13 protein-coding genes are annotated in these 13,001 nt (G+C 64.7%); 3 read left to right on the top strand and 10 right to left on the bottom strand.

Annotated elements, in window-relative coordinates:
• The 3 genes from AC5Y7E_RS09135 to AC5Y7E_RS09125 are packed head-to-tail and all read left to right on the top strand — an operon-like array spanning position 1 to position 3,709.
• Positions 1-975: an acyl-CoA dehydrogenase family protein gene (locus AC5Y7E_RS09135; RefSeq protein ID WP_499948586.1), complete on the top strand. Its 975-nt coding sequence runs from the start codon at positions 1-3 to the stop codon at positions 973-975.
• A complete protein-coding gene (locus tag AC5Y7E_RS09130; protein ID WP_499948584.1) occupies positions 972-2,171 on the top strand; it encodes an acyl-CoA dehydrogenase family protein in 1,200 nt (399 codons plus the stop codon). The genes AC5Y7E_RS09135 and AC5Y7E_RS09130 overlap by 4 nt, the downstream gene beginning before the upstream one ends.
• Positions 2,171-3,709, top strand: a complete 1,539-nt coding sequence (locus AC5Y7E_RS09125) for a class I adenylate-forming enzyme family protein (RefSeq protein WP_499948583.1) — start codon at positions 2,171-2,173, stop codon at positions 3,707-3,709. The genes AC5Y7E_RS09130 and AC5Y7E_RS09125 overlap by 1 nt, the downstream gene beginning before the upstream one ends.
• A 4-nt stretch (positions 3,710-3,713) precedes the next feature.
• Here AC5Y7E_RS09125 and AC5Y7E_RS09120 read toward each other — a convergent pair whose 3' ends face one another.
• From AC5Y7E_RS09120 to AC5Y7E_RS09075, 10 genes are all read right to left on the bottom strand, one after another.
• Positions 3,714-4,907, bottom strand: a complete 1,194-nt coding sequence (locus tag AC5Y7E_RS09120) for an amidohydrolase family protein (RefSeq protein WP_499948582.1) — start codon at positions 4,905-4,907, stop codon at positions 3,714-3,716.
• A gap of 56 nt (positions 4,908-4,963) precedes the next feature.
• On the bottom strand, positions 4,964-5,722 hold the full coding sequence (locus AC5Y7E_RS09115; RefSeq protein WP_499948580.1) for an SDR family NAD(P)-dependent oxidoreductase: 759 nt from the start codon (positions 5,720-5,722) through the stop codon (positions 4,964-4,966).
• Complete coding sequence (locus tag AC5Y7E_RS09110) at positions 5,719-6,309, bottom strand: SDR family oxidoreductase (RefSeq protein ID WP_499948579.1); 591 nt, start codon at positions 6,307-6,309, stop codon at positions 5,719-5,721. The genes AC5Y7E_RS09115 and AC5Y7E_RS09110 overlap by 4 nt, the downstream gene beginning before the upstream one ends.
• Before the next feature lie 23 nt (positions 6,310-6,332).
• Positions 6,333-6,695 (bottom strand): hypothetical protein, encoded by a 363-nt coding sequence (locus AC5Y7E_RS09105; RefSeq protein ID WP_499948832.1) that lies wholly within the window; start codon positions 6,693-6,695, stop codon positions 6,333-6,335.
• Between the two features lie 96 nt (positions 6,696-6,791).
• Positions 6,792-7,451, bottom strand: coding sequence for a hypothetical protein (locus AC5Y7E_RS09100; protein ID WP_499948831.1), 660 nt, complete (start codon positions 7,449-7,451; stop codon positions 6,792-6,794).
• 424 nt (positions 7,452-7,875) lie between these two features.
• A complete protein-coding gene (locus AC5Y7E_RS09095; RefSeq protein WP_499948578.1) occupies positions 7,876-9,327 on the bottom strand; it encodes a class I adenylate-forming enzyme family protein in 1,452 nt (483 codons plus the stop codon).
• A complete protein-coding gene (locus AC5Y7E_RS09090; protein ID WP_499919983.1) occupies positions 9,324-10,124 on the bottom strand; it encodes an enoyl-CoA hydratase/isomerase family protein in 801 nt (266 codons plus the stop codon). The genes AC5Y7E_RS09095 and AC5Y7E_RS09090 overlap by 4 nt, the downstream gene beginning before the upstream one ends.
• On the bottom strand, positions 10,121-10,933 hold the full coding sequence (locus AC5Y7E_RS09085) for an enoyl-CoA hydratase/isomerase family protein (protein ID WP_499919984.1): 813 nt from the start codon (positions 10,931-10,933) through the stop codon (positions 10,121-10,123). The genes AC5Y7E_RS09090 and AC5Y7E_RS09085 overlap by 4 nt, the downstream gene beginning before the upstream one ends.
• Positions 10,930-12,177: an acyl-CoA dehydrogenase family protein gene (locus AC5Y7E_RS09080; protein WP_499948576.1), complete on the bottom strand. Its 1,248-nt coding sequence runs from the start codon at positions 12,175-12,177 to the stop codon at positions 10,930-10,932. Before AC5Y7E_RS09080 ends, AC5Y7E_RS09085 begins: the two co-directional genes overlap by 4 nt.
• Before the next feature lie 16 nt (positions 12,178-12,193).
• Positions 12,194-13,000: an enoyl-CoA hydratase/isomerase family protein gene (locus AC5Y7E_RS09075; protein ID WP_499919986.1), complete on the bottom strand. Its 807-nt coding sequence runs from the start codon at positions 12,998-13,000 to the stop codon at positions 12,194-12,196.
• Position 13,001 lies beyond the last annotated feature (1 nt).

The following is a 13,001-nucleotide window of genomic DNA, read 5'->3' as shown; positions in this document are numbered from 1 at the left end:
ATGGGTAATGCGGACGAGGATGGCGTCGACCTCGGTCTGTTGCGCGAAACGGCGCGCGATTTCCTGAGCGGACGGATCGCGCAGGATTCGGTCAAAGAGCTCGCGGCCATGGATTGGACCGGGCTGCTCGTCGAGGAGGATCTTGGCGGCAGCGGATGGCGTCCTGTGGAGACGACAGTCGTTGCGGAAGAGCTCGGCCGCGCGCGAAACGCGTCGGCGTGGTTCGGTTGTGTGCTATCTGCCGCGGCGTTGGCCTCGGCGCCCGCCGAGCTGCGCGATCGATGGTTGCAGGCGATGCTCGACGGGACCACGACGGCCGGCTGCACGCTGGCGGGCGACACGGTACGGGTGGCGAGCGGCAATGTCATCGACCTCTTGGTCACACTGGGGCGCAACGGAATCCATCTGTTTGAGGTGTCGGCCGCAATGCCGAGGAGCCGAGATGACGAGTTATTGGATGTCAGCCGCGCAGCATGGCGCTTTGACCTTTCCGGGGCCGCGAGCGTGCTGATCGGTGGACCCGAACAAGCGGATCGGATGCTCGCGGTCGCGAGGGTTCTGCTCAGCGCGGATTCGCTGGGAGCCTTTTCGACCACATTCGAGCGGCTGGTCGCATACCTGAAGGGGCGCATCGCCTTCGGTGTGCCGATCGCGAGTTTCCAGGCGGTGCAACACCGGCTGGTGGATCTATTGGTCTTCGAGGCGAAGGCACGCGCGGTCATCATGAAGGCCGCCCGTGCCCTCGAGGCCGACGAAATTTCAGACGACGCCATCGCGTTGTCCGCCGCGGCGCACGCATTCGTCGCCGCGAAAGCAGCCGCCGCCGTCGACGAGTGCATGCAGCTCTCGGGCGGTATCGGATTCACCTGGGAGTACCCCTTGCACCACGAGTTGCGCCGGGTATTTACGAACGGCTATCTGCTCGGCACGGCTCGCTCCAGTCGTGCGTTACTCGCGGAGAGGTCGGGTTGGTGAGCGCCGCCCCCGCCCGGCCCAGCGAAGCGCAGCTGACCGAGTACAGGCACCGGGTCAGGGCGCATATCGCCGAACACGCACCTCCATTCGCCGCGCAGGAAGGACGCCGGGCGCCGGAAAACCCTGAGCAGGAAGGGCAATTGCGGAAGTGGTTCGCCACGTTGTTCGACGCCGGCTTCCTCGGCGCCGACTGGCCCGCCGAGCACGGCGGACGCGCCGACCACCACCCGCTGCATGACCGCATCCTCAGCGAGGAACTCCTGCGTGCCCGTGCTCCGCGACCCGTCGACCAGGTCAACCTTGCGGCCCACGTGCTGCTGCACTTCGGGTCGGACGAGCAGAAGGCCGCATGGCTGCCGCCGATTCGCCGCAGCGAGCACATCTGGTGTCAGTTGCTCAGCGAGCCCGATGCAGGCAGCGATATCGCCGCAGTGCGCAGCAGGGCGGTCGAGCAACCCGACGGAACGTGGGTGATCGACGGCCAAAAGATTTGGATCACCGACGGGCACTGGGCCGACATGGGGTTGGCGCTCATCCGTACCGACCCGAATTCATCGCGCCACCAGGGCCTCTCGGTGTTCGCGGTGCCAATGTCAACGCCTGGCGTCGAGGTCCGTCCGATCCGGACCATCAACGAAGCGGTCGAGGTGAACGAAGTTTTCCTCGGCGGCGTAACGGTGCCCGCGATGAGCCTGATCGGCAGGCCCGGCCAAGGGTGGTCGATCATCATGGCGGGCTTGGACTTCGAACGCTTCGGCATCGGCGGAAACGTCATTCTGCTCCAGCTGCTGATCGATGACCTGGTGACGGTGACGCGCAATGCCACCCTCGACGGGATCCCGGCGTTCGAGCACGATGACATCCGGCAGGCAGTCGCCGAGTTGGCCGTCGAAGTCGAGGTGGCGAAGGCTTTTATCGACGATCATGTCGATCGTCTCGTCGTCGGCGCCGAGAAGCCGGGTGACGGTTCGATCGCCAAGCTCAGCTTTGCCGAGACGTATCACCGGGTTTCGGTGTACGGCGCCGAGCTCGCCGCGACGGTATGCACGATGGGCGCCGACCCGAGTATCGAGCAGGCCAAACAACGTCTACGAGAATGCTGGCTGTGGTCGCGCGCGTATACGATTTCCGGCGGAAGCAACGAAATGATGCGCAACATCCTCGCCAAACGTCGGTTGTTGCTTCCGAGCGGCTGATGACCGGAACCTATTGGGGCTTGGTTGAAGAAGCGGCCCGCACGCATCCAGAGCGAATCGTGCTCGTCGACGATTACGGCCGGAGCCTGACAAATGCAGAGTTGCGCGATGCGGCGGAGCGCACCGCGGCGGCGTTGGCGCAGCGCGGGATTCGCGACGGCACTGTGGTGTCCTGGCAGCTGCCGACCACGCTCGAGACGATGGTCGTCATGGTGGCGCTGACCCGCCTCGGCGCCGTGCAAAATCCAATCCTGCCGATCTGGCGCGAGAGTGAAGTCCGCTTCGCGACAGTGCAACTCGGCACCGAGGTGATCATCGTGCCAGGTTCGTGGCGTGGGTTCGACCATGTCGCACTGGCCGACGCGCTGGCACGAGAGCAGCCGATGACGGTTTTGGTCATTGATCATGCGGCCCGTGTCGGTGAGGGCCTTCGGCTTCCTGCAGTCGATCCCGCACCGCTGCCCGCACCTCCTACCTCGGAGACGCTGCCACGGTGGGTTTACTACTCGTCGGGTACCACCGCGGCGCCGAAAGGCGTCCGGCATTGCGATCGCTCGGTGATCGCAGGCTCGGCCGGGGTGGTGGGAATGTTCGGTGCATCCAGCGACGACGTCAATCCGATCGCGTTTCCGGTGTCACACATCGGCGGTGCGGCGATGTTGGCAGCGAGCCTGCTGACCGGCATGCGACTGGTGCTGTTCGACGAGTTCGATCCAGTGCTCACCCCGAAGGCGATCGCTGCGCACCGGCCGACGATGCTGGGCTCGGCTACACCGTTCTTTGTCGCCTTCATGGCAGCACAGCGAGAGCACGGCGCTGATCCACTCTTCCCCGATCTGCGCGGTTGTGTCGGCGGTGGGGCGCCGATCACTGCCGAGCTGGGACGTCAAGTCCGCGAGACGTTTTCGGTCGCCGGGGTGGCGAACGCCTGGGGGCTGACCGAATTTCCAGTCGTGACCTCACCACCGCCGGACGGAGCGCCCGAGGTGCTCGACCATACGGTAGGCCGCCCGGTAGCCGGGGTATCCGTCCGTGTCGTCGACGATTTCGGACGCGAAGTCGAATCGGGAGAGGAGGGCGAACTGCGGCTCAAAGGACCGCAATGCTTCCTGGGCTATGTCGATGAAGCCCTGAACGCCGACGCATTCGATGCCGAGGGTTGGTTCCGCAGCGGCGATCGGGGCCGCATTGACGCCGACGGAAACGTCGTGGTCACCGGTCGTATCAAGGACGCGATCATCCGCAATGCGGAGAACATCTCGGCGCTGGAGATCGAGGGCGTACTGGCCACGCATCGGGCCGTCGCGGACGTCGCGGTCATCGGCGTCCCGGATCCTCGTACGGGCGAACGTGTTTGCGCGATCGTGGTCGCTGAACCCGGAAGTGATGTCACCCTCGACACATTGGCGGAGCATTGCGAGGGTCAAGGCTTGAGTCGCCACAAATACCCCGAGCGACTTGAATTGGTGGAAGCGCTGCCGCGAAACCTCACTGGGAAGGTGCTGAAGAACGAACTGCGTGCGCGGTTCGGCGCCTGACGTATTAGAGGCCGATGAGCTGCTTCAAATTGCCGCCCATCACCTGCGCCGTGGTGTCGGCGGGAAGGTTCGCGAGTTCCTGGACGAATTCCGCGGGGTGGGCGAGTCCCTCCGGATGCGGAAAGTCCGAACCGAACATCACCCGGTCAGCGCCCAGCACGTCGATGAGGTGCGACATGTCCTCTTCGTGGAACGGGTTGACCCAAACGTGCTTGCGGAAGAGTTCGCAGGGGTGTGCGCTGAAGTCCTTGGGTTTCTTGCGATATACCCGATCGAACACGTCCATTAGCCGCTGGGCCCACGACCCGCCGTTCTCGACCACGCCGATGCGTAGGCCGGGAAAGCGCTCGAACACTCCATGGGCGATGAACGCCGCGAGCGTATCGAAGATGTGGCGACTCTCCTCGTAGATGAACCCGCGAAGCTTGGTGAGCTGGAACCCCTGGAACTCGTCGCCGCCTTCCCAGTCGTCGACGTAACGGTCGTAGCCGGAGTCCGAGTTGTGCATCTGCACCGAGATGCCCGATGACTCTACGAGCCGCCAGAAGTCGTCGAATTCAGGGAGCGCGGGCGAGCGGGACGTGCCGTCTGCACGCGGTACCGGGGCTGGCCGGATCAGCACCGTCCTGGCCCCGTTCGCCAGGCACCACTCGAGCTCCTTGACCCCTTCGGCCGGATCGTTGAGTGAGATCGCGGGCACGGGGAAGATGCGATCTTGGTAATTGAAAGTCCAGTCGTCGAGCAGCCAGCGGTTGAAGGCGTGCGTCACCGCGTGGGTCAGTTCGGTGTCCGACTTGGTTCGTTCCTCGAGCATGCCTGCCGTGGTCGGGAACATCAACGCGCCGTCGACGCCTTGACTGTCCATCAGCTCCAGCCGCAGGTCCGGACGCCGGAACGCGTCGGGGCAGCGGATGGGCTCGGCCAGTTCACGCAGCGACTTGCCCTCGGGATTGATGCCGCGGTAGTAGTCGGCCCACGCGCCCGGCGTCGGGATCACCTCGTAGGTCGGGTTCGGGATGCACTCGGTGACCACGCCGAGGATCTGCAGCTTCTTGCGGCCGTTCACGTCGACGAATTTCAGCGCCTCGGAATATTTCTCCGGCAGGTAGCGCGTGTAGGCATCGATGGTCTCGTACATGTGGTTGTCGGCATCCCAGACCTCGAATGCTTTTCCGTCGGTCACCAGCGCCTCCAACATGAGTGAGAATATTGATTCTCAAGATAGCAAGCGGCGCTTTACGGCCGCTACCGGGCCTAACGGCTCATGAAATGACCCCCATCGACGCCCAGTGTCTGGCCGGTGACGTAGCGAGCGTCGGGGCCGATCAGGAATGCCACGGCCGACCCGATATCGTGCTCTGGATCGCCGATGCGTCCCAGCGGGATTCTGCGGGACAACCTCTCCGCCATCGCGGGATCGGCCTCGATCGCGGCGGTCATCGCCGGCGAATACGCAAGCGGCGATACCACGTTCACGGTGATGCCGTGCGGCGCCCATTCGCGTGCCAGGCTCTTGGCGAAACCACGCAGCGCACCCTTCATCGTCGCGTATAAGGGGAGTGTCGCGCTTCCCTCCATACCCGCCGGCGAGGTCATGACCGCCAGTGATCCTCCTCGGGCGCTGAGAGATTCGAATGCTGCCGACGCACAACGATAGGCCCCGCCGACCGACACCGAATAGTGTTCCTCCCAGAGGCCATCGTCGACCTGGACAAGCTGGTGCGGCTGGCTCGATGAGTTACTCGTCGCGTTGTGCACAACCGCATCGAGCCGTCCGGTGGTGTGTATCGCTTGCGCGACGGCATCAGCGACCGAGTCTGACAGGGTGACGTCGCAGCGAACCCAGGTCGCCAACTGCCCTCGAGCGGTGATCTCGTCTGCCACTGCCTGTCCGTTCTCCGACCGTGTGGCAACGAGGACGTGGGCTCCGTCAGCCGCGGACGCGAGCGCGATGCCCCTACCGACTCCGCCGCCCGCGCCCGTGACAAGCACGGTCAACGCATCGAGGCTCATGGAGACATCACCGATCCGCCGTCGACGACGACGGTCGCGCCGACGAGATGGGTGATTTCAGTGCTTAGTAGGAATTTCGTTGCTTCGGCGATCGTATCGATGAGCCCGCGATCGTCGCCGACGGCAGCAGCTGTCAAATGAGACGTGGCACCGCTCAGTGCCGGCGCGAACAGGCTTGCGGGAACAGCGATCATGTTGAGGACGATTCCAGGGGCCCACTGTCGGGCGGCGGACTTCGCCATCGCTCTAATCCCCTCGATGGCCGTGGTGTAGGGCACGAGATCGGCCGCTCCGCTCATTCCTATGCTCGGCACGATAAGGACGATCCGGCCGCCTCGGCCGCACATCGACGCGTGCGAGCGCTGGAGAGCCGTCAGCGTCTGTCGCATCGGCTGTTCTGCGAGTCGACGCCAGTCGACCTCCTCGATGGCCGTCAGAGGGGTCGGTCGTGCACCGCTACCCGTCACGATAACGACGCCGTCTAGGCCGAGGGGGAGCGGCGCGTCGAGCTGGTGAACAGCAGAACCGAGGCTGTTGGCGACGGCGCCCGAGACGACGTCGTGGGATCCCAGGACTGCGGTGCTCACCGGCGGTGAATATGTGTCGACGTTCAATGACGCGGCGTGGTGGGGCTTGCCGATTGGTGCGCGATGCGTTCTTGATGAATCCTGACCAACTCCCTGAAGCCAATACGCTCATAGCGCGGCTTGGGCTGAATACCCCAGTCGTCCTTGGCCGTTCGCTGGCCGGCGGCCTCCGGTGCACCGCCGAACGGCGGCCCGCCGAGGGGGTACGGCTGCTGGCACTCCAGCGCATCATCGGAAAAGCGCACCTTCATCAGTTCGCTGCAGATTTCGGTGAGTGACAGCGTCGGCCAGCCGTACCAGACGGCCATCACCGGGACTGTCAGCGATCCCTCGATGACCAACCCGAAGAGACAGATGTACAGCGCGCGCTTGAGCCATCTATGCATTCGCACCCACGTTGAGGTGGTGCCGATCGGTAGGGAATCGGCCGAATCCTCTTTCTGGGTAATGGAATCAGACACGGTAGCCCTTTCTCGGCTCGGCTAGTCGGAGAAGATCTCCCGATTGACGCTGTGTAGGTATGGAATTGCGAGGAACGGCGTGATGTAGAAGACGTTGAACGCCCACCACCCGATAACCGGGAAACCTACTGCGGTATAGCGCACGTCGGCGTACATCGTCATGTTGAAGATGTAGCCCATCCACACGATGATCCCGAACCAGCAGGTCACGATCAGCCATTGATGACCCCATCGCTTCATCTGGAGGAACGCGATCGCCGCGGCTATGCGCATGGGGAATGCGATGAGAACGCATACCATGACCCACGCCTTCTCGCCCGGTGCGCCGGCACCGCCGATCCATAGCTCGTTGTAATGCCAAAAGTAACCGGCGTCGATCAGGTTGCCCCACGCGGTGAACACGGTGCGGGTGATCAGGGCGTGGTTGGCGAACAGGTCCAACGCCCAACCGATGCTGTTGAGCGCAGCATCCAGGATGATCACGAAGCCGATCAGCGTGACCATCGTCGGACGTACGGACAGGCCCCCGCGCTGCGCCTTCCGCAGCAGGTAAAGGCCGCGACAGAAGATGGGGAGCCCAGCGATGCCGAGCACGAGCGTGCCCATCAGGCCTGTTCCGGCAATGAGCCATCGGTCGGCGCGCCGCTGGATCGCTCGACTTTGCTGTTCGTGTTCGCCCATGCTTAGCGACCCGCCGGCGGCGGCCTTGATCGGAAAAGTCATGTCGCTACCAGTGCCTGGTCAGATACATTTGCAGCTGAATTGCAAACATCGCGATCAACATTCCGTAGACGAAAATCTGAAAGGCGATGAGTCCCCGCTTACGCCGGCGGTCCAGGTCGTCCATGCGTTCTCCTAATTGGTGTGCCGAAAAGCCTTATGGTCGCTCAGAACGTGCCGATGTTGCCCATCATCCAGTAGAAGAATGCGACCAGGCCGCACATCACCGCCCAGGTCACGGCCATCCGGACTAGTTCTTGCCACACGATCCGACCTCCAGGGCTTCAGCAAAAATGCAAGTTTACGTTGCAAGGTAACATCACTCTCTGAATTGAGAATAGACGTTTCCAACGTCGATGCCCAGGGGTCGCGGCCGACGAAAAGCTCAGGCGCTAGCCATGGCGGCCAGTTTGCGTCTGACGACCTTGCCGACATCGTTGCGCGGCAGCTCATCAACGAACACCACCCGCACAGGCACGCGGTAGGGCGTCAGACGCTCGCGGCACCAGGCGATCAGGTCGTCTTCGGACAGGCCGGGAGCGTGACGGGCGACGAACGCCCAGGGCACCTCGCCGAGTCTCTCGTCTGGAATCCCGACCACCGCCGCGTCGCGTACCCCCTCGGCGGCCAGCAGTACGTCCTCCACCGTGCCCGGGAAGACCTTCAGCCCACCGCGGTTGATCATGTCCGACACTCGGCCGTCCAGCCACAGGAACCCGTCGTCGTCGAACCACCCGAGGTCACCGGTGTGAAACCAGCCGTCATCGGTGAGCCTGTCGAGGAAGGCCGGGTCGATCTTTCGAGCGGCGGTCGTCGGCGTGCGGACCATCACCTCGTCGTCGGTGATTGTGACGTCAATGCCGGGCAGCGGGCGTCCGACCGAGCCGAGCTTGGTCTCGCCCCATTCCCGCGCGTCGGCGGCCGACCATCCGACGACTTCGCCGCCGAGCTCGGTTTGGCCGTAGGAGTTGAGCACGATCACCCCGTACTTGTCCCGGAACCGACCTGCTTGCACGGGGGAAAGGGGAGCGGTGATCGATCGCACGATCTTCAGCGGCGACAGGTCGGTGACCGACTCGTCGTGCAGGACCATCGTCAACGCAGCGGGGGGTAAAACCGTGGAACGCAATTGATGTCGCTTGACCAGCGTGGCGAACTCGGCGGGTGAGAACTTGTCCATCAGCACGACCCCCGAGCCCGCCCGAAAGGCGAACAGCACCTGGTAGATGCCGGCCCACAAGGACAGTGAGAGCGGAACGAGGTTGGGCATCGGTGTCCGATCCGCTTGGGCCGCCGCCGGTTTTGCGCCGCGGAGCTTGGCCAACAGCCGGTCGATCAGGTCGAGCACCGTTGCATGACGCAGCGGCACCGGCTTCGGCGGCCCGGTGGTTCCCGACGTGAACTGCAGCAGCGCCACGTCCGCGTCGTACTGCCGCGGATCGGGCGGTTGTACAGACGATGGCGAGAGCGACCACATCAAGTTCGATCCAGCCACCACCGGCAACTCGGCCGCCGAGAACCGATGGGCCAGTTCGGGTGTCGTTATCACTACCGCCGGCCGCAATGTCGCGAGTTGGGACGCCACCTCTGCGTCGGCGGCCCGGGGGTTGAGTGGTGTGTAAACCCCACCGGCACGCCATGTCCCGAACAGTGCGGCGACCGTCCCGGCGTCATTGGGCAGCATCGCCGCGATGACTTGTCCGGTCACCAGACCGGCTTCGTCGAGTATTGCGGCCAGGCGGTCCGCGCTCACGCTGAGGTCGTCGCGCGAGACATCGGTGGTCAACGTGTGCACGGCCGTATCGGGCAGGCTGGCCAGCAGCGCGGCAAGACTCACGAGTCAGGCTCCAGCGGTAGCCAATTGGGAGTGCGCTTGTCGGCGAACGCCTGTGGTCCCTCATTTTGGTCGGGATGGCCCCACATCGACGTCAAGTGGTTGGCACCCGCTCGGCACGCATCGGTCAAGCCGTATTCGAGCGCTCCCCACAACGCGCGCTTGGTCGCCCGCATCGCCGCGGGCGAATTCATAGCGATCTTCTCGGCCAGTTCCTGTGCGACGTCGCGGAGCCTGTCGGGCGGGTCGACGATCTGGCTGATCATCCCGAGCTCGTAGGCGCGTTGGGCGGTCAGTCGTTCGTGGCTGCCGACGAGCGCCATCCTCAACACCGCCTCGGCGGGCATCTTTCGCATCAGGGCGATCGTCTCCAACGCGCTGACCTGGCCGATGGAGACGTGCGGGTCGACGAAGGTCGCATCGGACGCCGCGATGACGATGTCGGCGTCGGCGACCCAATGCAGTCCGCCGCCGGCGCACACCCCGTTGACGGCGGTGATGACGGGCTTTCCCACATTGCAATGCCAGCCCGTCAACTTCAGGTCCAGCGTGCGCATCGACTCCTGGAACTGCTGCACCGCCTCGCCGTCCAGGTCCTCGACGTCGGCACCCACCTGAAACGCCCTGCCATTACCGGTGTGCACGATGACGCGCACACCGGGATCCGCGTCCAATTCCGACCACGCCCTCGGGAACTCCGCCCGCATCATCGCGTCGTACGCATTGAGTCGATCGGGCCGGTTGTTGATGATCCAGCCGACCGGGCCGCGCCGCTCGACGATCAACCTTTGATAGCTCACGAAACCTCCGCGGGGTCGAGCGGCTGCCACCGCGCGGATCGCTTGTCACGCCAGGCGCGTACGCCCTCGGCATGGTCGGGGTGGTTGCGCAACCGCCAAATCTCCTCGCTGGCGGCACGTTTGGCTGCGGACAGGCCGACTTCGAGGGAATGCCACAATGCTTTCTTGGTGGCGCGCATCGCGGTAGGGGAGTTGGTTGCGACACCGGCGGCCAGGCGGCCGGCGGTCGCCCGAAGCTGATCGGCTGGCACGACGTCCGAGACGATGCCCAGTTCGTATGCCCGCTGCGCCGAGATACGCTCACCCTTGCCGATCAGCGTCATTCGGGTGATCGCCTCCATCGGAGACTTACGCAGCAGTGTGATTGCCTCGTACGCGACGGCCTGCCCCACCGAGACATGCGGGTCAACGAACGAAGCCTGTTCGGCGGCGATCACGATGTCGGCGTCGGCGACCAGGTGCAGGCCCCCGCCAGCGCACACCCCGTTAACCGCCGCGATCACCGGCTTCCACACCTCGCAGTGCCACGACGAGATCTTCAGCTCGGCGTCCCTGGTCCGGCGCGAGTGCCGCCGCATGGCCGCCTTGTCGCGAGCCACCTGCACGACGTCCATGCCGGTGCAGAACGCCTTGCCGTTGGCGGCATTGACGATCACGTGCACGTCGCGGTCGGCATCCAACTCGGCCCATGCGGCCTCGAGTTCGTCGAGCATCAGTGCATCGAACGCGTTGCCGGCATCCGGCCGGTTCAGGATCAGCCAGCCTACGGAGTCGCACTTCTCGACGATTAACCGCTCGTAGCCGCTCACGAGCGTGGAATTTCTTTCCAGGGCTTACCCTTCCACGGATCAGGCTCCTTGGGCAGCCCGAGCACACGCTCGCCGAGGATGTTCTTGTTGATGTCGGTCGTGCCGCCCTCGGTGGCGTTGGCCAGGCTGCGCAGCATGCCCTGCACCTCCCGGGGCAACGCATCAGGATCGCCGGTCGCCGGCCACGCCACCGCGGCGGTGCCCAGCAAATCGAGCATCAGATCCTGGATCTGTTGATTGAGTGTGGCCTGATGGACCTTGCCGATCGAGGACGCCGCACCGGGCGACTGGCCGGCCAAAAGTGCTGCGCGCACGCGCGCATTGGTCCAGCCACGGATCTGCTCCTGCGCCCACAGACGCATGACCTTGCCTCGGACCACGGGGTCGTCCCAACGCCCGATTTCTTGGGCCAGGGAGATCAAGCGCTCGGCGCCGAAACCACCGAGGCGGCCCATACCACCGGATCCCGATCCGGAAACCATCTGCCGCTCACTGGACAGGGTTGACGCGCTAACTCGCCAGCCGTCGTTGATCTCCCCGACCCGATGCTCGTCGGGCACCCGCGCGCCGTCGAGGAAGACTTCGTTGAATTCAGCTTCGCCAGTGATCTGGCGCAGCGGTCGCACGTCGACGCCCGGTTGGTGCATGTCGAGCAGGAAGTAGGTGATGCCCTGGTGTTTGGGCTGGCCCGGATCGGTGCGCGCCAGCAGGATCGCGAAGTCCGCCTCGTCCGCCCACGTGGTCCACACCTTCTGCCCGGAGATCACCCAGTGATCGCCGTCGCGTACGGCGCGGGTCGCCAACGACGCGAGATCGGAACCTGCGCCGGGTTCGCTGAAGAGCTGACACCATTTCTCTTCGTTGCGGACAATGGGCGGCAGGAAGCGCCGTCGCTGTTCCTCGGTGCCGTGAATGAACAACGCTGCCGCGGCGTTGTTGAGCCCCAAGGGATTCAGCCGCGTGAGCCGGAGCGGGGCGAGAACCGCCTCAATCGCATGTGCGGTGTCGTTGTCGACGCCGAGGCCACCGTGCTCCGGAAGCCAGGTCGGTGCAACCAGTCCCGAGTCGGCGAATGCCGGATACCAATCCCGGTAATCGGCCGCGGTGCGGACCCTCCGCAGGGCTGCAGGCCCCTCGGCGGCGGCCGCCCGCCACGCTGCGGGCACCTCCGCATCGATCCACTGCCGCACCGCCTCGACGGCGGCGGCGGCGGAGGAGTCGGGGGTGATCGGCAAGCGGGTCATGATCCCGCAGCGGCCTTCATCGGCCCTGGAACTTTGCGTCGCGCTTGTCACGGAAGGCCGCGAGGCCCTCTTTGAAATCGTCACTGCGACTTGACAATTCCAGCGCGAGGGCCTCGTTCTGGAGATGGCGGTCGAGATCGAGCCCGTTGCCGCTGTGCAGCAGCCACTTGGTGAGACCGAGGGCAACCGTGGGCGCCTCACCGAGTTTGGCGACAAGCTGCTCCGCGCCAGAGGTCAATTGCTCGGGTGCGTAAGCGCGGTGGATGATGCCCCAGTCGGCCGCGGTGGCGCCGGAGATCTCCTCGCCGAGCATCAGCAACTGTCTGGTGCGCACCATCCCGATTAGGCGTGGCAGCAACCATGCGGCGCCGCTGTCCGGTGTGAACCCGCGGGCCATGAACGGTTCCCAGAACCGAGCGTCGTCGGCGGCCAGGCAGAAGTCGGACGCCAACGCGATGTGAAACCCCAACCCGGCCGCCCAGCCGCGGACCACCGCGACGATCGGCACCTGTGTCTCCAGCATCAACGGGATGAGCCGGTTGGCCTTGTTCGGTAGCCGGCGCTGAGTACTGCCCACCCGCGGTTTTCGCTCCGACTTCGCGTTGTTCGCGATGAGATCGGATCCCGCGCAAAAGTCCGGTCCGTCGGCGTCGATGCGGATGACACGCACCGCCTCATCGACCCCTGCGGTGGCGAGATATTCGATCAATGCGTCGAGCATCGTGTCATCGACGGCGTTGCGACGCTCAGCGCGGTCCAGGGTGAGGCACAGCACCGGGCCCTGCTGCTCGGCCGAAAGCCCTGGAACGCTCGCATATTTCACG

This window comes from Mycobacterium sp. NGS17 (assembly GCF_059813205.1).
This window is presented reverse-complemented; position numbering and strand designations above follow the sequence as displayed.